This window comes from Pseudomonas sp. CFBP 13711, from assembly GCF_014842265.1.
In the GTDB taxonomy this organism is placed as follows: domain Bacteria; phylum Pseudomonadota; class Gammaproteobacteria; order Pseudomonadales; family Pseudomonadaceae; genus Aquipseudomonas.
Genome location: NZ_JACYVI010000013.1, coordinates 42,898 through 68,435, shown reverse-complemented (window position 1 = coordinate 68,435; position 25,538 = coordinate 42,898). Strand labels below are relative to the sequence as shown.

22 protein-coding genes are annotated in these 25,538 nt (G+C 62.5%); 14 read left to right on the top strand and 8 right to left on the bottom strand.

Going from position 1 to position 25,538, the window contains the following annotated elements:
- The 10 genes from iolB (at position 1) to IFT47_RS21675 (ending at position 14,081) form a co-directional block, all read left to right on the top strand.
- Entirely contained in the window at positions 1-810 is an 810-nt protein-coding gene (iolB, locus tag IFT47_RS21720; protein WP_192174051.1) for a 5-deoxy-glucuronate isomerase, read from the top strand.
- Between the two features lie 25 nt (positions 811-835).
- Positions 836-2,335, top strand: coding sequence for a CoA-acylating methylmalonate-semialdehyde dehydrogenase (locus IFT47_RS21715; protein WP_074891127.1), 1,500 nt, complete (start codon positions 836-838; stop codon positions 2,333-2,335).
- Between the two features lie 223 nt (positions 2,336-2,558).
- A complete protein-coding gene (iolD, locus tag IFT47_RS21710; protein ID WP_192174050.1) occupies positions 2,559-4,490 on the top strand; it encodes a 3D-(3,5/4)-trihydroxycyclohexane-1,2-dione acylhydrolase (decyclizing) in 1,932 nt (643 codons plus the stop codon).
- A 31-nt stretch (positions 4,491-4,521) separates the two neighbouring features.
- Positions 4,522-5,541 (top strand): Gfo/Idh/MocA family protein, encoded by a 1,020-nt coding sequence (locus IFT47_RS21705; protein ID WP_192174049.1) that lies wholly within the window; start codon positions 4,522-4,524, stop codon positions 5,539-5,541.
- A 534-nt stretch (positions 5,542-6,075) separates the two neighbouring features.
- Complete coding sequence (locus IFT47_RS21700) at positions 6,076-7,002, top strand: sugar ABC transporter substrate-binding protein (RefSeq protein ID WP_192174048.1); 927 nt, start codon at positions 6,076-6,078, stop codon at positions 7,000-7,002.
- Between the two features lie 79 nt (positions 7,003-7,081).
- Positions 7,082-8,644, top strand: coding sequence for a sugar ABC transporter ATP-binding protein (locus IFT47_RS21695; protein WP_192174047.1), 1,563 nt, complete (start codon positions 7,082-7,084; stop codon positions 8,642-8,644).
- 109 nt (positions 8,645-8,753) lie between these two features.
- Positions 8,754-9,776 carry an ABC transporter permease gene (locus tag IFT47_RS21690; protein WP_192174120.1) on the top strand — a complete coding sequence of 341 codons (1,023 nt, stop codon included), beginning with the start codon at positions 8,754-8,756 and terminating at the stop codon, positions 9,774-9,776.
- 348 nt (positions 9,777-10,124) lie between these two features.
- Positions 10,125-10,529, top strand: coding sequence for a TraR/DksA family transcriptional regulator (locus IFT47_RS21685; protein ID WP_122537744.1), 405 nt, complete (start codon positions 10,125-10,127; stop codon positions 10,527-10,529).
- Between the two features lie 127 nt (positions 10,530-10,656).
- A complete protein-coding gene (locus IFT47_RS21680; protein WP_192174046.1) occupies positions 10,657-12,351 on the top strand; it encodes a methyl-accepting chemotaxis protein in 1,695 nt (564 codons plus the stop codon).
- 266 nt (positions 12,352-12,617) lie between these two features.
- Positions 12,618-14,081: a T6SS phospholipase effector Tle1-like catalytic domain-containing protein gene (locus tag IFT47_RS21675; protein WP_192174045.1), complete on the top strand. Its 1,464-nt coding sequence runs from the start codon at positions 12,618-12,620 to the stop codon at positions 14,079-14,081.
- Between the two features lie 91 nt (positions 14,082-14,172).
- Here IFT47_RS21675 and IFT47_RS21670 read toward each other — a convergent pair whose 3' ends face one another.
- Positions 14,173-14,409, bottom strand: a complete 237-nt coding sequence (locus IFT47_RS21670; RefSeq protein WP_192174044.1) for a DUF2789 family protein — start codon at positions 14,407-14,409, stop codon at positions 14,173-14,175.
- Positions 14,410-14,926: 517 nt separating this feature from the next.
- Between IFT47_RS21670 and IFT47_RS21665 the strand changes: the two genes are divergently transcribed.
- Entirely contained in the window at positions 14,927-15,394 is a 468-nt protein-coding gene (locus IFT47_RS21665; RefSeq protein ID WP_192174043.1) for a hypothetical protein, read from the top strand.
- Positions 15,395-15,499: 105 nt separating this feature from the next.
- Here the strand turns inward: IFT47_RS21665 and IFT47_RS21660 are convergent, their stop codons facing one another.
- The 6 genes from IFT47_RS21660 to IFT47_RS21635 are packed head-to-tail and all read right to left on the bottom strand — an operon-like array spanning position 15,500 to position 21,584.
- Positions 15,500-15,865: a Na+/H+ antiporter subunit G gene (locus tag IFT47_RS21660; protein WP_192174042.1), complete on the bottom strand. Its 366-nt coding sequence runs from the start codon at positions 15,863-15,865 to the stop codon at positions 15,500-15,502.
- Complete coding sequence (locus tag IFT47_RS21655) at positions 15,862-16,140, bottom strand: K+/H+ antiporter subunit F (protein WP_192174041.1); 279 nt, start codon at positions 16,138-16,140, stop codon at positions 15,862-15,864. Before IFT47_RS21655 ends, IFT47_RS21660 begins: the two co-directional genes overlap by 4 nt.
- Positions 16,137-16,625: a Na+/H+ antiporter subunit E gene (locus IFT47_RS21650; protein ID WP_192174040.1), complete on the bottom strand. Its 489-nt coding sequence runs from the start codon at positions 16,623-16,625 to the stop codon at positions 16,137-16,139. The genes IFT47_RS21655 and IFT47_RS21650 overlap by 4 nt, the downstream gene beginning before the upstream one ends.
- Complete coding sequence (locus IFT47_RS21645; RefSeq protein WP_192174039.1) at positions 16,622-18,301, bottom strand: monovalent cation/H+ antiporter subunit D; 1,680 nt, start codon at positions 18,299-18,301, stop codon at positions 16,622-16,624. The genes IFT47_RS21650 and IFT47_RS21645 overlap by 4 nt, the downstream gene beginning before the upstream one ends.
- Positions 18,298-18,642 (bottom strand): Na+/H+ antiporter subunit C, encoded by a 345-nt coding sequence (locus IFT47_RS21640; protein WP_065986226.1) that lies wholly within the window; start codon positions 18,640-18,642, stop codon positions 18,298-18,300. Before IFT47_RS21640 ends, IFT47_RS21645 begins: the two co-directional genes overlap by 4 nt.
- Positions 18,642-21,584, bottom strand: a complete 2,943-nt coding sequence (locus IFT47_RS21635) for a monovalent cation/H+ antiporter subunit A (RefSeq protein ID WP_192174038.1) — start codon at positions 21,582-21,584, stop codon at positions 18,642-18,644. The genes IFT47_RS21640 and IFT47_RS21635 overlap by 1 nt, the downstream gene beginning before the upstream one ends.
- A 271-nt stretch (positions 21,585-21,855) precedes the next feature.
- On the opposite strand from IFT47_RS21635, the gene tusA reads away from it, so the two are divergent.
- Both tusA and pdxB read left to right on the top strand, forming a co-directional pair.
- Positions 21,856-22,110, top strand: a complete 255-nt coding sequence (gene tusA, locus IFT47_RS21630) for a sulfurtransferase TusA (RefSeq protein WP_192174037.1) — start codon at positions 21,856-21,858, stop codon at positions 22,108-22,110.
- Between the two features lie 88 nt (positions 22,111-22,198).
- Positions 22,199-23,347, top strand: a complete 1,149-nt coding sequence (pdxB, locus tag IFT47_RS21625) for a 4-phosphoerythronate dehydrogenase PdxB (protein WP_192174036.1) — start codon at positions 22,199-22,201, stop codon at positions 23,345-23,347.
- A gap of 54 nt (positions 23,348-23,401) precedes the next feature.
- On the opposite strand, the gene IFT47_RS21620 is transcribed toward pdxB, so the two are convergent.
- The gene (locus IFT47_RS21620) at positions 23,402-23,578 is read right to left on the bottom strand and encodes a PA1571 family protein (RefSeq protein WP_192174035.1); all 177 of its coding nucleotides are present in this window, start codon (positions 23,576-23,578) and stop codon (positions 23,402-23,404) included.
- A 172-nt stretch (positions 23,579-23,750) separates the two neighbouring features.
- On the opposite strand from IFT47_RS21620, the gene IFT47_RS21615 reads away from it, so the two are divergent.
- The gene (locus IFT47_RS21615) at positions 23,751-25,529 is read left to right on the top strand and encodes an ABC transporter transmembrane domain-containing protein (protein WP_192174034.1); all 1,779 of its coding nucleotides are present in this window, start codon (positions 23,751-23,753) and stop codon (positions 25,527-25,529) included.
- The last annotated feature ends 9 nt before the right edge of the window (positions 25,530-25,538 follow it).

Genomic DNA, 25,538 nt, shown 5'->3' with positions numbered 1-25,538 from the left:
ATGAATCTCTTGGTCAAGAGCAAGGCCGAAGGGCGCGACGTCGTCGCGCTGGCCGACGGCGTGCTGACGTACGTCGGCTTCTCCGCCCACCGATTGAGCGTCGGCGAACGTCTGCCGGTGAATGCGGGCGACAAGGAAATCTGTCTGGTGCTGCTCAGCGGTCGCATCAGCGTCAGCGGCGAGGCGCCGGGGCAGGGCGGTTTCAACTGGGAAAACCTCGGTGATCGGCAATCGGTGTTCGAAGACAAATCGCCCTTCGCGGTGTACCTGCCGCCGGGCAGTCAAGCCGAAGTCACGGCGTTGAGCGCGGTGCAGATTGCCGTGTGCGCTGCGCCGGGCGATGCGTCCAAAGACCTGCCGGCGCGCGTGATCGCCCCCGACACGATGAAACGCAGCGTGCGCGGCCGGGCGGCCAACACCCGTTACGTCTGCGACATCCTTCCCGATTCCGAACCGGCGCATTCGCTGCTGGTGGTAGAGGTGCGCACGCCCTCGGGCCACTCGTCGAGCTACCCGCCGCACAAGCACGATACGGATGATTTACCGCACCAGAGCTTCCTCGAAGAAACCTATTACCATCAGGTCAACCCGCCCCAGGGCTATGTGTTCCAGCGCGTGTACACCGATGATCGCAGCATCGATCAGGCCATGGCCGTGGAGAACAACGATCTGGTCACGGTGCCCAAGGGTTACCACCCGGTCAGCGTGCCGTACGGCTACGAATCCTATTATTTGAACGTGATGGCCGGGCCAAAGCGCGCATGGCAATTCCACAACGATCCGCAGCACAGTTGGCTGCTGGATCTGTAACCCAATTTTTTTGAAGGAGCCCGTCATGAGCAACGCCCCGATCATCGGCCACTACATCAACGGCCAGATTCACGACAGCGCCGAGCGTTTCAGCGATGTGTTCAATCCGGCCACCGGCGCCGTGCAGGCCCGGGTGGCGCTGGCGGAACTGAAGACCGTCGATGAAGCCGTTGCCGCTGCCCAGGCGGCGTTTCCCGCGTGGGCGGATCAGTCGTCCCTGCGGCGTGCGCGGGTGATGTTCAAGTTCAAGGAACTGCTTGACCAGCACCACGACGAGCTGGCGGCCATCATCTGCCGCGAGCACGGCAAGGTGTTTTCCGATGCCAAGGGCGAAGTGGTGCGGGGCATCGAGATCGTCGAGTTTGCCTGTGGCGCGCCGAGCCTGCTGAAAAGCGACTACAGCGACAACATCGGCGGCGGCATCGACAACTGGAACCTGCGTCAGCCACTGGGCGTTTGCGCTGGCGTCACGCCGTTCAACTTCCCGGTGATGGTACCGCTGTGGATGATTCCCATGGCGCTGGTTACCGGCAACTGCTTCATCCTCAAACCGTCCGAGCGCGACCCGTCGGCGAGCCTGCTGATGGCGCAGCTGTTGAAACAGGCGGGCCTGCCGGATGGCGTGTTCAACGTGGTGCAGGGCGACAAGGTGGCCGTGGACGCGCTGTTGCAGCACAAGGGCATCGAGGCGATTTCGTTTGTCGGCTCCACGCCCATCGCCGAATACATTCATCAGCAGGGCACGGCCCACGGCAAGCGGGTGCAGGCCCTCGGCGGTGCGAAAAACCACATGATCGTCATGCCCGATGCCGATCTGGATCAGGCCGCCGACGCGTTGATCGGCGCGGCCTACGGTTCGGCGGGCGAGCGCTGCATGGCGATCTCCATTGCTGTGGTGGTAGGAGACGTGGGGCAGAAACTCATCGACAAACTGCTGCCGCGCATTGATGCGCTCAAGGTCGGCAACGGCATGAACGCCGATTCGGACATGGGCCCGCTGGTCACGGCGGTGCACAAGGCCAAGGTCGAGGGCTACATCGCCCAGGGCGTGCAGGAAGGCGCGAAGCTGATCGTCGACGGGCGCAACTTCAGCGTGCCGGGCGCAGAACAGGGTTTCTTCGTCGGCGCCACGCTGTTCGATGACGTGACGCCGGAAATGACTATCTATAAGGAAGAAATCTTCGGGCCGGTGCTGGGCATCGTCCACGTGCCTGACTTTGCCTCGGCGGTGGAGCTGATCAACGCCCACGAATTCGGCAACGGCGTGTCGTGCTTCACCAGCGACGGCGGCATCGCCCGGGCCTTTGCCCGCAACATCAAGGTCGGCATGGTGGGCATCAACGTTCCGATCCCGGTGCCGATGGCCTGGCATTCCTTCGGCGGCTGGAAGCGCTCGCTGTTCGGCGATCATCATGCCTACGGCGAAGAAGGCCTGCGCTTTTACAGCCGCTACAAAAGCGTCATGCAGCGCTGGCCGGACAGCATCGCCAAGGGCGCGGAATTCAGCATGCCGACGGCGAAGTAGGGAATTTGCGCTGACCGTCTGTCGTACGCGGTCAATGTGGGAGCGAGCTTGCTCGCGAAGGCGGCGGTATGGCCACTGGGGATGTGCCAGACGGACCGGCCCCTTCGTGAGCAACCTCACTCCCACAGGGATCATCGCTGAGTCTGAATATTCAGCCCAGTCAGCCAAGTCCGCTAACCATTCCCCGGGCATCCATCACCGCCAATAACAACAAGGTGCAAGCATGACCACGACTCGATTGACCATGGCCCAGGCCCTGGTGAAGTTTCTTGATAACCAGTACGTCGAAGTCGACGGCGTGCAGAGCAAGTTCGTCGCCGGGGTGTTCACCATTTTTGGCCACGGCAACGTGCTCGGCCTGGGCCAGGCGCTTGAGCAGGACCGCGGCGATCTCGTCGTCCATCAAGGTCGCAACGAACAAGGCATGTGCCACGCTGCCATGGGGTTTGCCAAGCAACACCTGCGCCGCAAGATCTACGCCTGTACCTCATCGGTCGGCCCCGGCGCCGCCAACATGATCACCGCCGCGGCCACTGCGTCGGCCAATCGCATACCGCTGCTGTTGCTGCCCGGCGATGTCTACGCCAGTCGCCAGCCTGATCCGGTGCTGCAACAGATCGAACAGTTCCACGACCTCAGCATCAGCACCAACGACGCCTTCAAGGCCGTGAGCAAATACTGGGACCGCATCAACCGCCCCGAGCAACTGATGAGCGCGGCCCTCAACGCCATACGTGTGCTCACCGACCCTGCCGAAACCGGCGCCGTCACCCTGGCGCTGCCCCAGGACGTACAAGCCGAGGCCTACGACTACCCCGATTCCTTCCTGCAAAAACGCGTGCACCGCATCGACCGCCGTCCGCCCACCGAAGCGATGCTCAATGACGCCGTGGCGCTGCTCAAGGGCAAGCGCAAACCGCTGCTGATCTGTGGCGGCGGCGTGCGTTATTCCGGCGCGGCCGCCGAGCTGCAGGCGTTCGCCGAGCGCTTCGGCATTCCGTTCAGCGAAACCCAGGCCGGCAAGAGCGCCATCGTTTCCGCCCATCCGCTGAACATGGGCGGCATCGGCGAGACCGGCACGCTGGCGGCCAATACCCTGGCGCGGGAAGCGGACCTGATCATCGGCGTCGGGACCCGTTACAGCGACTTCACCACCGGCTCGAAATCCCTGTTTCAGAACCCTGAGGTGCAGTTCCTCAACCTAAACGTCGGTGCCTTCGATGTGCAGAAGCTCGATGGCGTGCAGGTGCTGGCCGATGCGCGCCTGGCGCTTCGTTCCCTGGCGGATCAGCTGGGCGACTACCGCGCGCAGTGGGGCGATCAGCCGCGCGAGGCAAGGGCTGCTCTGGAGGCGGAAGTGGATCGGCTGTACGCCGTGGAATACCAGACCGAAGACTTCGAGCCGGAAGTCAGCGGCCACCTTGACCCGCAGGTGCTGCGCGACTTCATCGAGATGACCGGTTCGTGCCTGACCCAGAGCCGAGTGCTGGGCGTGCTCAACCAGCAATTGCCCGGGGACGCGGTGATCGTCGCGGCGGCCGGTAGTCTGCCTGGAGATCTGCAGCGGGCATGGCGCAGCACCAGTGTCGACAGTTATCACGTCGAGTACGGCTATTCGTGCATGGGCTATGAGGTCAACGCCGCGTTGGGCGTGAAAATGGCAGCGCCCCAGCGTGAGGTGTACGCCCTGGTGGGCGACGGTTCCTTCATGATGCTGCACTCGGAACTGGCCACCTCGATTCAGGAGCGGCGCAAGATCAACGTGGTGCTGCTCGACAACATGGCCTTCGGTTGCATCAACAATCTGCAGATGGGCAACGGCATGGGCAGTTTCGGCACCGAGTTCCGCTACCGCAATCCCGAAACCGGTGAGCTGGATGGCGACTTCGTGCCGGTGGATTTTGCGATGAGTGCCGCGGCCTATGGCTGCAAGACTTACAAGGTCAGCAACGCTCAAGAGCTGGAAGCGGCATTGGCCGATGCGCGTACCCAGACGGTTTCGACGCTGATCGACATCAAGGTGCTGCCGAAAACCATGATCCACGGCTACCTGTCGTGGTGGCGCGTGGGCGTGGCGCAGGTGTCGACCGCGGGTACAACGGCCGATGCATATGAACGGCAAAAAGCGGCGTTGGCCAAGGCCCGTCAGTATTGAACACGCTTCTGCAGGGACAGGACATTCACCCATGAAAATCGGACTCATCGGCTACGGAAAGGGCGGGCGCTATTTTCACGCACCGCTGATCGCCAGCCTGCCCGGCGTGACCTTTGCCGGCGTGGTCACCCGCTCGCCGGAACGCCGGCAGGACCTGCGGAACGACTACCCCAAAGTCCCGGCCTTCGACAGCCTCGCCGATCTGGTCGCGGCCGGGGTCGATGCGGTGGTGATTTCGACGCCGCTGGCCTCTCGGCGGGCATTGATTCTCGACGCCATCGAGCTCGGCGTCCCGGTTGTCAGCGACAAACCGTTCGCGCCGGATGCCCAGGCCGCCCAGGAACTGGTAGACGCCGCCGAACGCCGAGGGGTGCTATTGGGCGTGTACCAGAACCGTCGCTGGGACTCGGATTTTCTCACCGTGCGCAAACTGATTGATCAGGGCGTTCTCGGCGACATCAGCCGCTTCGAGTCCCGTGTCGAGCGCTATTCGCCCACGTCGGTTGGCAAGGAAAGCGGCGGCGGCATTCTGCGGGATCTTGGCAGCCATCTGGTGGATCAGGCGCTGCTGCTGTTCGGGCCGGTGAAGCGGGTGTACGCCGAGCTTGAATTTGCGACCCCTGGGCAGAAAGTTGATCACGGCTTCTTCATGTCACTGACCCATGCCAACGGCGTGGTTTCGCACCTCTGGGGCAACTGCCTGCAAAACGCCCAGGGCCCGCGATTTCGGGTCAACGGTTTACAGGGCTGCTATACCGTCGAGGGCCTCGACGGTCAGGAGGCTGCCGCACTGGCCGGGTTGTCACCCAAGTCCGAAGGCGAACGCTGGGGCGTGGAAGAACACCGACGCTGGGGCTGGTTCGAACAGGGCGAGCACCGTGAGCGGGTCCCGTCGGAGCGTGGCTGCTGGACCGAGTTTTACCGGCAATGGCAGGAGGCGGTGATGAATCAGGGGCGTAATCCTGTGGATGCAAACGATGCGGTGGCCTCGGCCAGGGTGCTGGATGCCGCAAGAATCAGCGCGATGGAGGGCAGGGTGGTGGTGCTGTGAAAAGCACACGCAGATGCCCTGTGAGGCACTGCGCTACACCCACCAACAGCCCAGACGGGGCGCATCAAAACGAAAATAGAAATTAATTCTAAAAGCTGTTGAAGTAGAAATTATTTTCCAATAGAGTCATTTCCAGGTTGCCGACGATCGCCGTCAGCGCCTGGTGTCGGGTCTCCCGGCAGCAGGTCGAACGAGCGACACAAAAACAAGAAAGCCAATCGCAGACAGGTACCGCCGATGAACATTTTCAGATCAGCCGCCAAGGCTTGCCGCCCCTTCTTACTCGCGCTTCCCGCCATTCCCCGAGCTGTTTCCCGCACATTCATCAACGCTGCCCCTGCGTTCGAATCCGCCCTCGAAACCATCGCCCACGTGCTCTGCGTCGAAAGTCGCGGCGTTATGGTGTGCGGGGCATCGGGCGGTTCGGTCGCGCACCTTTCAGACGCGGCGTCTTCTGCTCCGCGCTAAACGCCAGCACCTCCAGCAGTCGTTATCCCGCTATTACAACAACAAGAATCTGGAGAAAGACCGTTCATGAATACCCCACTCCGTTTCACCTCACTCGCCCTGGCCCTGATGCTGAGCAGCGGCGTCACCCTGGCGGCCGACCTGAAGATTGGCGTGTCCATGTCTCAGTTCGACGATACGTACCTGACCTACATGCGCGAGGACATGGACAAGAAAGTCAAAGCCATGGGCGGTGTCGATCTGCAGTTCGTGGATGGTCGCAATGACGTGAACAAACAGCTCGATCAGGTGCAGGAGCTGATTGGCAAGAAGGTCGACGCACTGATCGTCAACCCCGTCGACACCGAAGCCACCGTGAAGATCACCAAGGCGGCCACGGATGCTGGCATTCCGCTGGTCTACGTCAACCGCCGTCCGGATGATCCGAAGCTGCCCGCAGGCGTTGCCTCCGTGACCTCCGACGACAAGGAAGCCGGGCGCATGCAGATGGAATACCTGGCCAAGAAAATGAACGGCAAAGGCAACGTCGTCATCTTGCTCGGTGAGCTGGCCAATAACTCGACCCGCGACCGCACGGCGGGGGTCAAGGAAGTGCTGAAAAACTACCCTGACATCAAGGTCACCCAGGAGCAGACCGGCGCCTGGCAGCGGCAGAAAGGCATGGACGTCACCAATGACTGGCTGACCCAGGGCCGCGACTTCAAGGCGGTCATCTCCAACAACGACGAAATGGCCATCGGTGCGGCCATGGCCCTGAAGCAGGCCGGCAAAAAAGGTGAGGTGTTTGTGGCCGGTGTCGACGGCACGCCGGACGGCCTGAGCGCGGTCAAGAAAGGCGACCTCTCGGTCTCGGTGTTCCAGGACGCCAAAGGGCAGGGCGAGGGCGCCATCGATACGGCCGTGAAATTGGCGAAGAAGGAAACGCTGCCCGAACAGGCCATCGTGATTCCCTTCAAGCTGATCACCCCGGACAACGTCAGCACCTTCAAATAAACGCTCACCTCACACCGACTGACACCCGGCAGAACGCCGCCGTGCCTCTGCCGCCCTGTCACTCGAGGAGCCTGTGACCATGTTCGCTTCCGCAACCGCTTCGGCTTCAAACAATCCACCCGCTTCCGGGATGGCGAGCGACGCCGAACACCCTTATCTGCTGGAAATCACCAACATCAGCAAGGGCTTTCCCGGGGTGGTGGCGCTGGACAACGTGCAACTGCGCGTGCGGCCCGGCAGCGTGCTGGCGCTGATGGGCGAGAACGGCGCGGGGAAGTCCACGCTGATGAAAATCATCGCCGGCATCTACCAGCCCGACACCGGTGAAATCCGTCTGCGCGGCAAACCGGTGGTGTTCCAGTCGCCGCTGGCGGCGCTGCAATCAGGCATCGCCATGATCCATCAGGAACTCAACCTGATGCCGCACATGAGCATCGCCGAAAACATCTGGATCGGCCGCGAGCAGCTCAACGGCCTGCACATGGTCGATCACCGCTCCATGCACCGCTGCACGGCGGAACTGCTCGAACGCCTGCGCATCAACCTCGATCCGGAAGAAATGGTCGGCAACCTGAGCATCGCCGAACGGCAGATGGTCGAGATCGCCAAGGCCGTTTCCTACGACTCCGACGTCTTGATCATGGACGAGCCGACCTCCGCCATCACCGAGACGGAGGTGGCCCACCTGTTTTCGATCATTGCCGACCTGCGCGCCCAGGGTAAGGGCATCATCTACATCACCCACAAGATGAACGAAGTGTTCGCCATCGCCGATGAAGTGGCGGTGTTCCGCGACGGCGCCTACATCGGCCTGCAGCGGGCTGACAGCATGAATGGCGACAGCCTGATTTCCATGATGGTCGGCCGTGAACTGACCCAGCTGTTTCCCGAACGCGACCAGCCCGTCGGCAAGTTGCTGCTGTCGGTGCGCGACCTGGCGCTGGACGGCGTGTTCGAGGGTGTGTCGTTCGACCTGCACGCGGGCGAAGTACTCGGCATCGCCGGGCTGATGGGATCGGGGCGCACCAACGTCGCTGAAACGATCTTCGGCATCACCCCGAGCACGCGCGGGGACATTTTCCTCGACGGCACGCCGATCCGTGTCAGCGACCCGCACTTCGCCATCGAAAAGGGCTTCGCGCTGCTCACCGAAGACCGCAAGCTCAGCGGCCTGTTTCCGTGCCTGTCGGTGGGTGAAAACATGGAAATGGCCGTGCTGCCCCATTACGTCGGCAACGGTTTCGTCCATCAGAAAGCCCTGCGCGTGCTGTGCGAAGACATGTGCAAAAAACTGCGGGTGAAGACGCCGTCCCTTGAGCAGTGCATCGACACGCTGTCCGGCGGCAATCAGCAGAAAGCCCTGCTGGCGCGCTGGCTGATGACCAACCCGCGGGTGCTGATTCTCGATGAGCCGACCCGTGGCATCGACGTCGGCGCCAAGGCCGAGATTTACCGGCTGATTTCCCTGCTCGCCAGCGAAGGCATGGCGGTGATCATGATTTCTTCCGAACTGCCGGAAGTGCTGGGCATGAGCGACCGGGTCATGGTCATGCATGAAGGCGAAATGATGGGCACCCTCGACCGCGCCGAGGCCACCCAGGAACGGGTCATGCACCTGGCGTCCGGAAACCCTGTTCACTGATCCCCATTCACACGATCTCTGGCGACAGAAGCGCCGATTCAAGCACTGCGCCACGCCCCAGTGGCAATGCCCCGGTCGGGTCGAACAAGAACAAGAGGCACACATGAAGATGAACGCGATGCTGGAAAACAAACCCGCGCTGGCGCCTCGCAAACACAAGCGCCGGCTGCCCACCGAACTGAGCATTTTTCTGGTCCTGATCGGCATTGGCCTGATTTTCGAGCTGTTCGGCTGGATCGTCCGCGATCAGAGCTTTCTGATGAATTCCCAGCGGCTGGTGCTGATGATTCTGCAGGTGTCGATCATTGGCCTGCTGGCCATCGGCGTGACTCAGGTCATCATCACCACCGGCATCGATCTGTCGTCAGGCTCGGTGCTGGCGCTGTCGGCGATGATTGCCGCCAGCCTGGCGCAATCGTCGGACTACACCCGGGCGGTGTTTCCGTCGCTGACCGACCTGCCGGTGTGGGCGCCGGTCATCGCCGGGCTTGGGGTGGGGCTGCTCGCGGGAGCGATCAACGGCAGCATTATCGCCATCACCGGCATCCCGCCGTTCATCGCCACGCTGGGCATGATGGTGTCGGCGCGGGGCCTGGCGCGCTATTACACCGGCGGTCAGCCGGTGAGCATGCTGAATGATTCCTACACCGCCATCGGCCAGGGCGCCATGCCGGTGATCATTTTTCTGGTGGTCGCGGTGATCTTTCACATCGCCCTGCGTTACACCAAATACGGAAAATACACCTACGCCATCGGCGGCAACATGCAGGCGGCGCGCACCTCGGGGATCAACGTCAAGCGTCATCTGGTGATCGTCTACAGCATCGCCGGTCTGCTGGCCGGGCTGGCGGGCGTTGTCGCCTCGGCGCGGGCGGCCACGGGGCAGGCCGGGATGGGCGTTTCCTACGAGCTGGACGCCATTGCGGCGGCGGTGATCGGCGGCACCAGCCTCGCCGGTGGCGTCGGTCGGATCACCGGCACGGTCATCGGCGCGCTGATTCTCGGGGTCATGGCCAGCGGCTTTACCTTCGTCGGCGTCGATGCCTACGTACAGGACATCATCAAGGGCCTGATCATCGTCATCGCCGTGGTCATCGATCAGTACCGCAACAAGCGCAAGCTCAAGCGCTGAGTCGTTCAGGGGTTATTGAAGAGGGCCTGTTGTCAGGCCCTTTTCGTTTTTCATCGGTTTGAACCGATCAGGCCACGGTCGGTCAGACACCATCTGCCTCGTTTCGAGGACGCCCGGGCCGGGTGAAGGGTGCGATCAAACCCCGGCGCGACCCAATGCCACCGGGTATTCAAACCCTTGTTGGACGAATCCTGATCAATTATGTTGCCGAGTACCGAACCCGGCCTTAGACTGCCGCCCCTCGTAAATTGAGTGCCAAGCGGCGCTTCGAGACTACGGCGCGTTTAATGCCAGGTTGAGGCGCACCTTTGAGATCGCCTTAATGCACGTTTTTTTATAGAGAAATCAATGACCAAGGAAAAGTTGCTGGCGATGCCGGCCGATGACTACATGAACGCCGAGCAGCACGCGTTCTTCGTCGACCTGTTGCAAGCCATGAAAGTCGAAATCCACGAGCGCATCGAGCAGAGCCGTATCGCGATCGAAAGCCTGGACACCCCGGCTGACCCGGCCGACGCCGCTTCCGTGGAAGAAGAGCGCCACTGGCTGGTGAACGTGATTGACCGCGATCAGCGCATGCTGCCACAGCTGGAAATGGCCTTGAGCCGTATCGCTGACGACAGTTTTGGCTGGTGCGAAGACAGCGGCGAGCCCATTGGCCTGAAGCGCCTGCTGATCAGCCCGACCACCAAGTACTGCATCGAAGCTCAGGAACGTCACGAGCAGATCGACCGCCACCAGCGTCAGGCGTGATCCCTCGGGTTCGACCGCCCGCAACGGGTGGTCGAGCCGTTCCATTGCGTACCCTTTACGCGCTGACTGCGTAAGCCCCTTCCTTCGCCGCACATTCCGACCGACTACCACCAATGACTCATGGCGCATGGCCGCTATTTGGGCGTTTAATGCTTTCACAATAATGAAAGCAGGGCAGGTCCCGGACATGGATGCGAAAGGTCGTCACGCCGCAACACCCTCTCAACCCGCTCACGGGGCTCCCGACAAGCGGACCGCCGCCGGTTCGCGCTGGCTGACGCCCGCCCTGCAAAGCTTTGGCCTGTGCCTGCTGTTCGCGGCGATGGTCTGGGGTGGTGTGTCGGTTTACGTGTGCCTGCTCGTTGGGCTGTTGATCCTGTGGTTGCCAATTTTCTTACCGTCGCTGTTCGCCGGCCGAACGCCGGTGGCAGAGGAAGAAGCGGGCGAAGACGGCATGACCCGTCTGACCCGCGATTTATCCCGGAGCACCAGTCACAATGCGCTGTCTGCGGCGGCCGTGGCGTTTTCGGTCAGGCAACTGGCGGGCAAGCTGCAGTCCCAGGTCAACGCGGCCGAGCAGATCGTCAGCAGCGCCGACGTGATGATCGCCACCGAGCGCGCCACTTCCACGCTTAGCCAGCAAGCGCTGACCGCCGCCAGCCAGGCGCGGGAGAGCAGCGGCGCGGGGCTCAGCGTCCTCAATGAATCCATCGGCCTGATGCACCAACTCAGCGAACGGGCCGACAGCAGCCGTGAACTCATCGAAGCCCTCAGCCAGCGCAGCGAAGACATCCAGCGTGTCACGGCGGTGATTCAGTCCATCGCCAGCCAGACCAATCTGCTCGCCCTGAACGCCGCCATCGAAGCCGCGCGCGCCGGCGAACACGGCCGTGGCTTTGCCGTTGTGGCCGACGAAGTGCGCGGGCTGGCCGGGCGCACGGCGACGGCGACCAGTGAAGTGGGGGAGATGGTCGTCGATATTCAGCAGCGCACCCGTCAGGTGGTCGAGCAGATTCGGCAGTTGTCGGGCGACCTGAGTGGCGGCGTCGCCCAGGTCGAATCCACCGGACAGCAACTGGCGAACATCGCTCAACTGGCGGTTGGGGTAGAGCAACAGGTGGGTGAAATCGCGCGGGGCGCCCAGACCAATCAGGAGCAACTGAGCAGCCTGTTCGTGGCGGTGGAGCAAATGCGCAGCGACCTTGCGATCAGCGATGACCAGACCCGGCGCCTGGCGCAGTCGGCGTTGCAGATGGAAGAGCAGGCGGAAACCATCAGCGAGCGCCTGGCTCAGGTCGGCCTGGATGACTACCACCAGCGCATTTATGACCTCGCCCGGGAAGGCGCCAGCCAGATCGCCGCGACGTTCGAGCAGGACATCGATCAAGGCCGGGTCAGCCTGACCGATCTGTTCGACCGCACCTACCAGCCCATCGCCAACACGTCGCCCGCCAAGTACCAGACCCGCTTCGACCGCTACACCGATCAGACGCTGCCGGCCATCCAGGAACCGCTGCTGACCCGTCATGAGGGGCTGGTTTTCGCCATCGCCTGCACACAGCAGGGCTACGTGCCGACCCACAATCAGGTGTTCAGCCGGCCGCTGACGGGGGATACGGCGGTCGATGCGGTGAACAACCGCAGCAAGCGCAAGTTCGACGACCGCACCGGCATTCGCTGCGGCAGTCACCAGCAGCCGGTGCTGTTGCAGACCTACACCCGCGACACCGGCGAACTGATGCACGATCTTTCCGTGCCCATCGTCGTCAAGGGCCGACATTGGGGCGGGCTGCGGCTGGGTTATAGGCCGGAGAAAAGCTGAGGATCAAGCTGCAAGCTGCAAGTGAAGAGCAGTTATCAGTGATCGCGCGTCTTGTGGCTTGCCGCTTGAAGCTTGCAGATCTTCGGGGAGCGTCAATTGTACGACTTAGGCCCTTTAATTATTTAACCGTCCGATATTGAAGTAGGACGCGTCTGAAGTGCAGTTCCATCGGTTGACGGAACGTTAACTGCGATCATCCTGTGAGTATATGTCCGAATATGTAATCGCCTGTTCGGGACTCATGTCAGTACTCACGGATGAATCAAATGACAAAAACAACTATCAGTCACGCGTCGACCGATTCCCGCGCCGGCGCGCAGCAGGTCACCGTTCGCCTCGGTGTGTTTTTCGACGGGACCGGCAATAACCGGGTGAACAGCCAGATCGGCGCCGACTGCCAGGCCATGGCGGAAGTCTACGGCGGCGTGCATATAAAAGAATGTGGCGGTCGGCACACTGACGCCGGCAGCAGTTACAGCAACAGCCCGACCAATATCGCGCGACTGGCGGGGTTATATAAACAACAGCGCAAGGCAATCGTTAATGCAGACGGCCTGTTTGTGTATGGCGCGGTGTATGTCAGTGGCGTTGGCACAACATCTGGCGGGCGCGATTCTCGCTTGTCGGGCCAAGGCTTCGGTCGCGGCACCACTGGCGTGGTGGCGAAAGTGTCGCGTGGCATCAAAAAGCTTGCCGATGAACTTCACACGTTTGAAAGCGACAACCCGGGTTGTGTCATCGGGGCGCTGGAGCTGGACGTGTTTGGCTTCAGTCGGGGAGCGGCGTCGGCCCGGCATCTGGCCAACGAAGTGCTGAAAAAATCCCGTGGCGCGCTGGACCCCGTGCTCGACCCCCGCAAACTGCCGCTTTCGGACAGCTTTTCATGGGCCAGTGGCAGCGTGCGGTTGAAGGTCATCGGCCTGTTCGACACGGTCGCCGCCGTGGGCGGGATTTCCGATCTGGGCAGCGTTCGGGATGCGGTCAACAAGCGGGTCAATCTGTTTTTGCCCCCCGGGTGCGCGCAGCAAGTGCTGCACCTGGTGGCCGGCGATGAGCATCGGCGCAACTTCGTGCTCAACAGTGTCAAGCCCGACTGGCCCCAGGAAATCGTACTGCCCGGCAGCCATTCGGACATCGGTGGCGGCTATCAGCCCCAGGAAATGGAGAAAGTCTCGCTGTTCCGGCCTCGCCGCAGCCTGGTCAGCGTCAGCACGCCTTATGACACGACGGATGCCTGGCTGCAGGCCCACGCCGAGCTGTCCACTCTTGATGCGGGGCGTCTGCTCGACCCCACCGATGACAGCGCCTCGCTGGGCGTGGAATGTTTCGAACGGTTCGCCAGCAGCTCACGCGGGGTCAAGACAGTGGTGGCGACGGTGAAGCTGGAGCGACGCGTCTACAACCACCTCGCCCTTGTTTACCTGCGGCTGATGCACGCGCTCGCATGCGACGAGGGCGTGCCGTTCCTGCCCATCAAAGAATCAGCGGAAACAAGCTTGCCACCGGAGTTGCGGCCCATAGCCGCCAAGCTGATCAGCCACGCCAAAGGGGAGGGCGGTGCGTTGAGTGACGCCGAGCAGACGCTGTTGTATCGGCGCTACATCCATCGCTCGGCCCACTGGAACAATGCCCGACGCGACGCGTTGGTCGATGGGTTGTTCGTGCATGCCCCTGCGCTCAATGGCCGGCAGATGTTCACCAATCTCGGTCAACTTGCTTATCCACAGTGAGCGGCATTGAAGCAACGGGTGGCGATGATGGCGAATCCGGCAAAAAAAAGGCGGCCTTGGTAGGCCGCCATTTTTTTGCACGTGCGACGGGTCAGGTCGGAGTGTGCAGCAAGACGTTCAGCTCATCGACGATGGGTGCCCAGTCATCATCTAGCTGGATTTTTTCCTTGAGCAGCGCCCCTTGTTGCGGCGACCAGAACTCGGCTTCGGACACTTTCACACCTTCCGGCAGATGATGCCCGGCGACGAACGCGTCGATGCTGGCCTGATCGGACTCCAGCCCCAATTGTTCGAACAACAGCTCAAGCGACGGCGTCATGATTTCCATTTTTTCTCCCGAACGGGTCAAGGACCCGGATTGGCGTGGTCAGTGAGTAACCTTCTGTTGCATGGGAGTGCGCGGGGCAGGCAAGAGTTCTAACTGATTGCCTGAAGGGGCACTGACACTCGCGTGCTTTTAGAGGGACCGGCTTCAGCCGGGAAAGCGTCAGGTGTCACGCCGCAGAATTGAGGGCGCCCAAACAGGCCTCTACCCGGCTAAAGCCAGTCCTACGGACACCCTGCGTGCTTTTAGTGGGACCGGCTTCAGCCGGGAAAGCGTCAGGTGTCACGCCGCAGAATTGAGGGCGCCCAAACAGGCCTCTTCCCGGCTGAAGCCAGTCCCACTGAACATCGTCTGACAAAAACCACTTCACACCGTACGAAAGGGATATATCCCGTATAGACTCACTGCCGGTAGAATCCATGCTAACGCCAGCGTCCGGCTTCAGGACGCACCATTTCTCGTTTCTTTCCCGCCCGGTCCGCTGTCCGGGCGGGTTCCTATCTGGTTGGGAGTTTGTACATTGGCAGTAGGTAATCTGGATACCCACGCATTATTCGTGCTCGGAGACGTGCGCGCGAAGTTGGTAAAGCTGTTCCAGGCGCGATTCGTTTATGTCATCGAACAATCCCCTGAAGGCATTTACATGTCGGAGATCGACACCGAAACCGCACTGGTGGTCGATGATAAGCCCGGGCTGGAACTCAAAGTGGGTGACCACTTCCGAGCCGCCGTATTGCCCAGCCGTGAAGGCGGCAAGTTCGAAATCCGCTTCCGCGACATCAAGATGACCATCTACGGTCTGGGCGAATACGCGTTTGTCGAAGTGCCCGAAGGCCACGGCATCGTCTTCAAAGAGTCCCACAGCATTTTCATGGTGTTCGCCGCCCACGAACAGATTCAAACTGGCCTGAGCAAAGTCCTCAAAGCCGCCACCGCCAAAGCCGCCAAATGGCGCAAGGGCGAACTGACGTTCAAAGCCAGCGAGTAAGCACAGCGCTTCAATACGCCTGCACACGGATCGCGCCCACATCCCCCACGCCCAAGCGATGGGTAGCGGGCCCGTCTGCGCCCTGAAAAAACCTTTAGCCCAGGCTCAATGCCCCTGCTGTCTGCCGTCGCTGACCTCGGGTGGCACGTCGTCGCCGGCCATGCGCTTGCGGAACAGCCCGGTGCGTGCCAGCAGCAAAGTGGTCACCGGAACGGTAATGGCCAGCAGGATCGGGATCAGCCACGCGTGCAACACGGGGCCGTCCTTCAGCGCCGAGAAGTAGACGATCGAGGCCAGCGCCACACACCATGCGCCGAGGGTCGAGGCCAGTGCGGGCGGGTGCATGCGCTGAAAAAAGTCCTTCATGCGCAGCAGACCCAGCGCGCCGATCAGGCCGAACAGGCTGCTCAGCACCAGCAGCGCGGCGGTCAGGACTTCGACCCAGAACGGCAGAACCTGCAACGAATTCATTCGATCACCTCACCGCGCAACAGAAATTTGGCCAGCGCGAATGAGCCGACGAAGCCGAACAGCGCGATCAGCAGCGCCGCTTCGAAATAGGTATCACTGGCGTAGCGAATCCCCAGCACCAGCATCATCAGCATCGCCAGGATGTACAGGTAATCCAGCGCCAATACCCGGTCCTGCGCCGACGGGCCTTTGAACAGGCGAATCAGGGTCAGGACCATGGCGATGGCGAACACCGACAGCGTAAAAAGGATCGCGTTTGTGAGCAGGGCGCTCATTGGAAAATCTCCATCAGTGGCCGTTCGTACGTGCTTTTGAAGTGCTCGATGAAGGCCGCTTCGTCGTCCAGATCGAACACATGCATCAGCAGCACGCTGCGATCCAACGCCAGTTCGGACCAGACCGTTCCCGGCACCACCGTGCAGATCATCGCCAGCGCGGCGAGGCCGTGGGCGTCGTGCAGGTCCAGCGGGACTTTGACGAACATCGAGCGTGGCGGACGGCGCCCCGCGCGCAGCACGCCCCAGGCGACTGCCAGGTTCGACACCACCACGTCGCGACCCACCAGCAGGAACAAGCCCAGGGCGACGCCGGGTTTGCGGATCCGCGCCGGTGAGGGGCGCAACGGCGCGAAGATGTAGGGCGCGAAAAAACCGAGCAGGGCGCCCAGCAGCAGATTGCCCGGACTCAGGGACAGGTTGAGCAACAGCCACAACCCCCACAGCGACAGTGACAACAGCGGCGCTGGAAACAGACGCTTCATGGCTGCACCTCCGGCGTCGCCGAGGCCGGCCCCGGTATCGGCCTGGCTGCCTTGACCGACAGCACGTATTGCTGCGGATCATGCAGCGCCTGGGCGGTGTCCTGGGTGTAATGCAACAGCGCCTGGGCCTTGAACGTCAGTACGACCGCGCAGCCCACCAGCAAGGCGATCGGCAGGCATTCGTTGAGCCGCAGCAGGGGCGCCGCATGTTCCTGGGGCGTCCAGAAGCGCTTGATGCCGACACGCACGAAGGCAAACAGCGACGTCAGCCCGGAAATAATCAGCAGCGCCACCAGCGTCCAGCTGTCAGCTCGAATGGCTTCGGCCTTCGCCACATCAAGGCCCAGGGGATTGAGCAGGGCGCTGATCAGCGTCAGCTTGCCAAGAAAGCCTGACAGCGGCGGCATGCCGATAATCAACAGCGCGCAGGCAATGAAACTCAAGCCCAGAAACGCCATGGTCCAAGGGATGACATGGCCGACCACGGCTTTCTGCTCGTCATCCAGATTGGTCCCGGGCACTGGGTGCAACGACTCCAGCGCCTTGGGCAACTGGTCGGCGTCTTCGTCGAGGGCGATGTCATTGGCCGAGCGCGAGCGCTCGATCAACTCCGCCAGCAGGAACAGCGCACTCAGCGCCAGGGTTGAGCTGACCAGATAGAACAATGCCCCCGCCGTGAGGCTAGGCTGCGCGAAACCGACCGCCGACAGCAGAATCCCCGCCGACACCAGAATGCTCAGACTGGCCATGCGCTCCAGGCGCTGGGCGGCGACCACGGAAATCGCCGCCACGCTGACGGTGGCCATGCCGCCCCAGATCAGCCAGTCCCCGCCGAAGAACGCCGACGCGCCGGCCTGACCGGAAAACAGCAGCGTCCACAACCGCAGCAGGGTGTAGAAGCCGACTTTGGTCATGATCGCGAACAGCGCCGCCACCGGTGCGCTGGCGGCGGAATAGGCCGGCACCAGCCAGAAATTCAGCGGCCACATGCCGGCCTTGGCCAGAAACGCGACCGCCAGAATGGCCGCGCCCGCGTGCAGCAAGCCCAAGTCGCCTTCCGGCACCTGAGGGATCTTTATCGCCAGATCCGCCAGGTTCAGCGTGCCGGTCACGCCATAGATCAACGCCGCGCCGATCAGGAACAGCGACGAGGCCAGCAAATTGATGGTGATGTAATGCAGGCCCGCCGACACCCGAGCCCGCCCCGAGCCGTGCAGCATCAGGCCGTAGGACGCCGCCAGCAGCACTTCGAAGAACACGAACAGGTTGAACAGGTCGGCGGTGAGAAAGGCGCCATACAACCCCATCAGTTGAATCTGAAACAGCGCGTGAAAACTCGCCCCCGCGCGATCCCAGCGGGCCAGGGCGAAGAGCAGGGCGCAGAAGGCGACGATGCCGGTCAGCACCAGCATCAGCGCCGACAGGTGATCGACCACCAGCACGATGCCGAATGGCGCCTCCCAGTTGCCCGGCAGGTACACACCGATGGAACCGGTGGTGCCGGTTTTCTGCACCCACATCATCAGCGTGATGGCGATGGCGAGGCCGAGCCCGGTGGAAAACAGGTTGATCCGCGCTTTCAGCGGGCGATGTTTCTCGCCGAGCCACAGCATCAGCGCAGCGGTCAGCACCGGCAGCAGGATCGGTGCGACGATCAGTTGATTCATCACACTCATTCACCCAGCTCCCGACCGTCGACATGGTCATTGCCGGTCAAGCCGCGCGACGCCAGCAGCACCACCAGAAACAGCGCGGTCATGGCGAAACTGATGACGATGGCCGTCAGCACCAGCGCCTGGGGCAGGGGATCGGTGTAATTGAGCAAATCCTGGGGCACGCCGTCCTTGATGATCGGCTCCTTGCCGATGAACAGACTGCCCATGCTGAAGATGAACAGATTGACGCCGTAGGACAGCAGGCACAGGCCCATGACGACCTGAAAGGTCCGTGGACGCAGGATCAGCCACACGCCGGAGGCGGCAAGCACGCCGATGGCAATGGCAATGACTTCTTCCATCAGATGGCTCCTTGTGAAATCGGGCTGTCGGTCGGGACCGGTTCAATGGGCTGCGGCAGCGAGGTCGGGCGATGGCTGCGCACCGACTGGTGAGCCAGCGCCGTGAGGATCAGCAGGGTCGAGCCGACCACCACCGCGTACACGCCGATGTCGAAAAACAGCGCGCTGGCGATGTGCAGATCGCCCAGTATCGGCAGGACCACGTGTGCGGTGTGGGTGGTCATGAACGGATAACCCAAGGCCATCGAACCCAGCCCTGTGGCCAGCGCGAAGAACAGCCCGGTGCCCATCCAGCGCAACGGCCGCAGGCTCATGTTGGCCTCGACCCACTGGGTGCCGGCGACCATGTATTGCAGGATGAACGCCACCGACATCACCAGCCCGGCGACGAAACCGCCACCCGGCTGGTTATGCCCGCGCATGAACAGGTACATCGACACCACGAAGGCCACCGGCAAGAGCAGGCGCACCAGCACCGCCGGCACCATCATGAAGCCCAGTGCCGTGTCGGCGGCATGACGCGGATTGACCAGATCGGTGACCACGTCACGGGCCAGCAAACGCTGTTGGGCCGGCAGGGCGATGCTTTCTTTCGGCGGGCGGAAGCGACGCAGCAGCGCAAAGACCGTCAGCGCCACCACGGCCAGCACGGTGATTTCGCCAAAGGTGTCGAAGCCACGGAAGTCCACGAGCATGACGTTGACGGCATTGGTGCCGCCGCCCTGGGCCAGGGCGCGGCTCAGGTAAAACTCGGAAATGGCGTTCGGCGTCGGACGCGTCAGCATGGCGTAGGACAACACCGCCATGCCGCCACCCACTGCCACGGCGAGGACGAAATCGCGGATCCGGCGCACCTTGGCCCGGCGTCGCGCCTGGGAAGGGGGCGGCACGTTTTCGTTGCGTCGCGGCAGCCAGCGCAGGCCCAGCAGGATCAACACCGTGGTGACGACTTCTACCGCCAGTTGGGTCAGTGCTAGGTCCGGCGCGGAAAACCAGACGAAGGTCACGCAGGTCATCAGCCCGCAGACGCTGACCATGGTCACGGCAGCCAGTCGGTGATACTTGGCTTGCCACGCAGCGCCGATGGCGCAGGCAATGGCGATAAGCCAGAGCATCACGAACACGCCGGAACCCGGGATCTTCGGTCGATCGCCCCAGCTCAGCCCGCTCTCGTACATCGGCACGAAGCCGGCAACCAGCGCGGCCAGCACCATCAGAAACAGCTGCGCCTGCAAACGACGCGTGGTCAACAGCCCCACCAGTCGGCGGGCGCCGCGCATCTTCAGCACCAGCACGCGCTCGAACATGCGCTTGCCGTTCAGGCGCCAGATCAGCGGCGGCCCGTTCACCTGCTTGCGCTTGATCGGCCCGCGCAGCAGCAGGTACAGAACGATACCGCCGGCCATGGCGATCAGGCTCATGATCATCGGCGCGTTCAGACCGTGCCAGATCGCCAGGCTGTATTCGGGCAGTTCCCCCCCGACCACTGGCTGCGCTGCGGCGGCCAGCAACGGGCCGACGGAGTGCGTGGGAAAAATGCCGACGATCAGGCAGGCCAGCACCAGCAATTCCACCGGCAGGCGCATCCAGCGCGGTGGCTCGTGGGGCGTGTGGGGCAGGCGCGTGGCTTTCGGGCCGAAGAACACATCGACGGTGAAGCGCAGGGAATAGGCCACGCTGAAAATCCCGGCGATCGTGGCGATCACCGGCAGGGCGATCTCGACCCAGTCGGTTGAGGTGATGAACACCGTTTCCGCGAAGAACATTTCCTTGGACAGGAAGCCGTTCAGCAGCGGCACCCCGGCCATTGACGCGCTGGCGACCATCGCCAGCGTCGCGGTGTAGGGCATCAGCTTGATCAGCCCGCTGAGCTTGCGGATGTCGCGGGTGCCGCTTTCGTGGTCGATGATCCCCGCCGCCATGAACAGCGACGCTTTGAACGTGGCGTGGTTGAGGATGTGAAACACCGCCGCGACGGCGGCCAGCGGGCTGTTCAGGCCCAGCAGCAGGGTGATCAGCCCCAGGTGACTGATGGTGGAATAGGCCAGCAGGCCCTTGAGGTCATTTTGAAACATGGCCGAATAGGCGCCGATCACCAGCGTGGCGGCCCCTGCGCCGCTGACGATCCAAAACCATTGTTCGCTCCCCGACAGCGATGGCCACAGGCGGGCGAGCAGGAACACGCCGGCCTTGACCATGGTCGCCGAGTGCAGATACGCCGACACCGGCGTCGGTGCCGCCATAGCGTGGGGCAGCCAGAAATGGAAAGGGAATTGCGCGCTCTTGCTCAGCGCGCCTATCAGGATCAGCGTCAGCAGCACGGGGTACAGCGCGTGGGCGCGAATCGCATCGCCCGAGGCCAGTACGCGATCCAGGTCATAACTGCCGACGACGTGCCCGAGCAGCATCATCCCGACCAGCAGCGCGAGGCCGCCGGCGCCGGTGACCATCAGCGCCATGTAAGCGCCGCGCCGCGCGTCGGCGCGGTGGTGCCAGTAGCCGATCAGCAGGAACGAGAAGACGCTGGTCAGCTCCCAGAAGAACACGATCTGAATGAGGTTGCCGGACATGACCAGCCCGAGCATGGCGCCCATGAACGCCAGAAAGAACGAGAAGAAGCGCGGCACCGGGTCGTCCGGCGACATGTAGTAACGCGCATACAGCGACACCAGGGCGCCGATCCCCAGCACCAGCATCGAGAACAGCCAGGCAAAGCCGTCCAGACGCAGGACGAAATTCAGGCCCAGACTGGGCAGCCAGAAAAACTCTTCTCTGATGACCCCGCCGTGGGCGATCTGCGGATACCACAATGCCACCTGCACCGCGCCGATCAAGGCGATCAGGCCGGCGAGGATGGATTCACTGTTGCGTGCGTTGTGCGGCAAAAGCGCCGCCAGACAGCTGCCGACGAAGGGCAGAAGCAGTAGAACTATCAGGGACATAGGTTTCTAATCTGCGGAGAAATGTCAAGGATCATACGTGCAGGGTCCGGGATGACCAAACGCCAAGATGTCGCAGAATCCTACAAAGTTTGTAGGCAGCAGCGTAGTTGACAGTCTGTGTCGCGTAAGGTTGGCGGCTACCTGCCTTACTGTGGGAGCGAGCTTGCTCGCGAAGGGGCCGGGGCAAAGTGCCGATTGGCGACCTGTACCGATTAGGCGACAATGCCGGCCTGTTTTCGGAGCCCCCCTCATGTCTGATTCGATCACCCCCATGTCTGATTCCATTGAAAGCCCCGCCGTCGATGCCGTGCTCGACGCCACCGGCCTCAATTGCCCCGAGCCGGTCATGATGCTGCACCAGAAAGTACGCGACCTGCCCCCCGGCGGCCTGCTCAAGGTGATCGCCACCGATCCGTCCACCCAGCGGGATATCCCCAAATTCTGTGTCTTCCTCGGCCACGAGCTGGTGGACAAACAGGCGGGCGACGGCGAGTTCCTCTACTGGATCCGCAAGAAGTTCGACTGATTGTTTGCGTACCGGCTGACGCTTTTCGCATCGCGCTGGCTCGGCAGGGCGCTGGCGCCTACACTGCGGCCACTCCAGGAGCCCTGACATGCGCATAGTTGCCGACGAAAACATTCCCCTGCTCGACGCCTTCTTCGCAGGCATCGGTGACATCCAGCGTTATCCGGGCCGCACGCTCGACCGCGCTGCCGTCGCCGACGCCGATATTCTGCTGGTGCGCTCGGTGACCCGGGTTGACCGCGCCTTGCTCGAAGGCACGCCGGTGCGCTTTGTTGGCACTTGCACCATCGGTACTGATCACCTCGACCTCGATTACTTCAAGGAAGCCGGCATTCAATGGTCCAGCGCCCCTGGCTGCAACGCCCGTGGCGTGGTGGACTACGTGCTGGGCAGCCTGCTCACTCTGGCGGAAATCGAAGGCGTCGAGCTTGCCAGCCGCACTTACGGCGTGGTCGGGGCGGGGCAGGTCGGCAGTCGCTTGATCAAGGTTTTGCGCGGCCTGGGCTGGAATGTTCTGGTCTGCGACCCGCCGCGTCAGGCCAGCGAAGGCGGCGATTACGTCAGCCTCGACGAAATCATCGCCCGCTGCGATGTGATCAGCCTGCACACACCGCTGGATAAAACCGGCGATACACCCACCTGGCACCTGTTCGACCGCGCCCGGCTGCAGCAGCTCAAGCCGGGCGCCTGGCTGATCAACGCAGCGCGCGGACCGGTGGTCGATAACGCCGTCCTGCGCCAGGTGCTGCTGGAACGTGAAGACCTGCAAGCGGTGCTGGACGTCTGGGAGAAAGAACCGGCGGTCGACGTCGAACTGGCCGAGCTGTGCGTCATCGGCACCCCGCACATCGCTGGCTACAGCCTCGACGGCCGGCAGCGCGGCACGGCGCAGATCTATCACGCCCTGTGTGCGCACCTTGACCAGCCGGCGAGCATCCGTCTTGAAGACCTGCTGCCCAAGCCCTGGCTGGCGCAAGTCACGCTGGACGCTGCCACCGATCCGGTCTGGGCACTGAACGCGCTGTGTCGGGGCGTTTACGATCCTCGCCGCGACGACGCGGATTTCCGCCGCAGTCTGGTGGGCCATGCCAGTAGCCAACGCCTTGCCTTCGACGCCTTGCGCAAGCATTACCCGCCCCGCCGGGAAATCGACAGCCTGCAGGTGCGCATCAACGGCGAGTCGGCGGCCTTGCGTCAGATCGTCGAGGCCTTGGGTGCGACGGTTGTGGGTGACTGATAGGCGCCCATAAAAAACCCGGCGCCATGGCCGGGTTGGAATCAAATCTGCACATCAGTCTTGTTTTTCGGGCTGTACCCAGTACTTCTCGCATTCCTGACAGGCCGCCTGAACCATTTCTTCAGTGATCAGGATTTCCTGGCCGTTTCCGTCGAGAATCGCGCCGCCCAGCTGCAGCTCGGGTTGAGGGCGGAACACGGATTCTTGATTGCTGCTGCTTTGCAAGCTCATGGCCTGTCTCCTCATCAGGTAAGTGCGCGTCGATAGTAATCACGCCGGTATGACTGCGCCGTGACAGCATTCCTTGACTGACGACGGCCGACGGAGTTCAGCGAAAGCGGACGAGCGTGCGCGGGGAGGGAGGTGTAGGCTCTGCGGCTGATTCGTCTTCCGGGTGTCCTCCATGGCTTCAGTCTTTTCCGGCCGTCAGCGGCATGCCATTCGTCTTGCCCTGCGCATGATCGCGCCGTACCGCAAGCAAGCCATCGGTGCGTTGCTCGCGCTGGTGGTCACCGCCGCCATCACCCTGTCGATGGGGCAGGGCATCCGGCTGATGGTCGATCAGGGTTTCATGACCCGTTCGCCGACGCTGCTCAACGAAACCATTGGCCTGTTCATGGGGCTGGTGGTCGCCCTCGCCATCGGCACCTTCTCGCGTTTTTATCTGGTTTCCTGGATCGGCGAACGGGTGGTCGCCGATCTGCGCAAGCAGGTGTTCGACCATTTGGTCAGCCTGCACCCCGGCTTTTACGAGAACAACCGCAGCTCGGAAATCCAGTCGCGCCTGACCGCCGATACCACGCTGCTGCAATCGGTGATCGGCTCGTCGCTGTCAATGTTCCTGCGCAATGCGCTGATGGTCATCGGCGGGATCATCCTGCTGTTCTTCACCAACCCCAAGCTCACCAGCATTGTGGTCGTGGCGTTACCCCTGGTGATCGCGCCAATCCTCATTTTCGGGCGGCGCGTGCGCAGTCTGTCGCGGGAGAGTCAGGACCGCGTGGCGGATGTCGGCAGCTACGTGTCCGAGGCCCTGGGGCAGATCAAAACCGTGCAGGCCTACAACCATCAGGAGCAGGATCGGCAGCGTTTTGCACAGACCGCCGAAGGCGCCTTCGAGACGGCGCGCAAGAGGATATTGCAGCGCTCGTGGCTGATCACCCTGGTGATCGTGCTGGTGTTGGGCGCAGTGGGCGTGATGCTTTGGGTCGGCGGCATGGACGTGATCGCCGGCCGCATCTCCGGCGGCGAGCTGGCGGCGTTCGTGTTCTACAGCCTGATCGTCGGCAGCGCATTCGGCACCCTCAGCGAGGTCATCGGTGAGATGCAACGGGCAGCGGGCGCGGCAGAGCGCATCACCGAATTACTGCAGGCGCGCAGCGAAATCACTGCGCCTGCCAGTGATCTGCTCACGCTGCCCGAACGCATCAGCGGTCGCCTGGCGCTGGAAAACCTGAGTTTCGCCTACCCCTCACGCCCGGAGCGCAATGCGTTGGACGGCTTGAGCCTGACCGTCGAAGCGGGTGAAACCCTGGCGCTGGTCGGGCCTTCCGGTGCGGGCAAGTCGACGCTGTTCGACCTGCTGCTGCGTTTTTACGACCCGCAGCAGGGACGCGTGCTGATCGAAGGCATCCCCGCCGAACGCCTGGACCCGCTGGACTTGCGCCGCTGCTTCGCCTGGGTGTCGCAAACCCCTGCGCTGTTTTTCGGCTCGGTGGAGGACAACATTCGCTACGGCAACCCGGCGGCCAGCGTCGAGCAAGTGGAGGCGGCAGCGCGGATTGCTCATGCCCATGAATTCATCCAGCTGCTGCCCCAGGGCTATCAAACCCACTTGGGCGACGGCGGCATGGGCTTGTCGGGCGGGCAGCGTCAGCGGCTGGCCATCGCGCGAGCTTTGCTGGCCGATGCGCCGATTCTGTTGCTCGACGAAGCCACCAGCGCACTGGATGCCCAGAGTGAGTATCTGATTCAGCAGGCATTGCCGACGTTGATGAAGGGGCGCACGACCCTGGTGATCGCCCACCGACTGGCGACGGTGCAGAACGCAGACCGGATTGCGGTCATGGATCAGGGGAAACTGGTCGCGGTAGGAACCCACCGCGAGCTGATTGCGAGCAACCCGCTGTACGCGCGGCTGGCGGCCTTGCAGTTCAATGCCGGGGTGGAGCAGGTCGGCTGAGTGCCGACC

Excerpts from the sequence above, each read along its gene's own strand:
- iolB (WP_192174051.1), top strand. The coding sequence starts at position 1 with ATGAATCTCTTGGTCAAGAGCAAGGCCGAAGGGCGCGACGTCGTCGCG.
- iolD (WP_192174050.1), top strand. The coding sequence starts at position 2,559 with ATGACCACGACTCGATTGACCATGGCCCAGGCCCTGGTGAAGTTTCTT.
- IFT47_RS21650 (WP_192174040.1), bottom strand. The coding sequence starts at position 16,625 with ATGAAGCGTCTGTTTCCAGCGCCGCTGTTGTCACTGTCGCTGTGGGGG.
- IFT47_RS21660 (WP_192174042.1), bottom strand. The coding sequence starts at position 15,865 with ATGAATTCGTTGCAGGTTCTGCCGTTCTGGGTCGAAGTCCTGACCGCC.
- IFT47_RS21615 (WP_192174034.1), top strand. The coding sequence starts at position 23,751 with ATGGCTTCAGTCTTTTCCGGCCGTCAGCGGCATGCCATTCGTCTTGCC.
- IFT47_RS21700 (WP_192174048.1), top strand. The coding sequence starts at position 6,076 with ATGAATACCCCACTCCGTTTCACCTCACTCGCCCTGGCCCTGATGCTG.
- IFT47_RS21640 (WP_065986226.1), bottom strand. The coding sequence starts at position 18,642 with ATGGAAGAAGTCATTGCCATTGCCATCGGCGTGCTTGCCGCCTCCGGC.
- IFT47_RS21685 (WP_122537744.1), top strand. The coding sequence starts at position 10,125 with ATGACCAAGGAAAAGTTGCTGGCGATGCCGGCCGATGACTACATGAAC.
- tusA (WP_192174037.1), top strand. The coding sequence starts at position 21,856 with ATGTCTGATTCCATTGAAAGCCCCGCCGTCGATGCCGTGCTCGACGCC.
- IFT47_RS21690 (WP_192174120.1), top strand. The coding sequence starts at position 8,754 with ATGAACGCGATGCTGGAAAACAAACCCGCGCTGGCGCCTCGCAAACAC.
- IFT47_RS21655 (WP_192174041.1), bottom strand. The coding sequence starts at position 16,140 with ATGAGCGCCCTGCTCACAAACGCGATCCTTTTTACGCTGTCGGTGTTC.
- pdxB (WP_192174036.1), top strand. The coding sequence starts at position 22,199 with ATGCGCATAGTTGCCGACGAAAACATTCCCCTGCTCGACGCCTTCTTC.
- IFT47_RS21675 (WP_192174045.1), top strand. The coding sequence starts at position 12,618 with ATGACAAAAACAACTATCAGTCACGCGTCGACCGATTCCCGCGCCGGC.
- IFT47_RS21670 (WP_192174044.1), bottom strand. The coding sequence starts at position 14,409 with ATGGAAATCATGACGCCGTCGCTTGAGCTGTTGTTCGAACAATTGGGG.
- IFT47_RS21705 (WP_192174049.1), top strand. The coding sequence starts at position 4,522 with ATGAAAATCGGACTCATCGGCTACGGAAAGGGCGGGCGCTATTTTCAC.
- IFT47_RS21620 (WP_192174035.1), bottom strand. The coding sequence starts at position 23,578 with ATGAGCTTGCAAAGCAGCAGCAATCAAGAATCCGTGTTCCGCCCTCAA.
- IFT47_RS21680 (WP_192174046.1), top strand. The coding sequence starts at position 10,657 with ATGGCCGCTATTTGGGCGTTTAATGCTTTCACAATAATGAAAGCAGGG.
- IFT47_RS21715 (WP_074891127.1), top strand. The coding sequence starts at position 836 with ATGAGCAACGCCCCGATCATCGGCCACTACATCAACGGCCAGATTCAC.
- IFT47_RS21645 (WP_192174039.1), bottom strand. The coding sequence starts at position 18,301 with ATGAGTGTGATGAATCAACTGATCGTCGCACCGATCCTGCTGCCGGTG.
- IFT47_RS21635 (WP_192174038.1), bottom strand. The coding sequence starts at position 21,584 with ATGTCCCTGATAGTTCTACTGCTTCTGCCCTTCGTCGGCAGCTGTCTG.
- IFT47_RS21695 (WP_192174047.1), top strand. The coding sequence starts at position 7,082 with ATGTTCGCTTCCGCAACCGCTTCGGCTTCAAACAATCCACCCGCTTCC.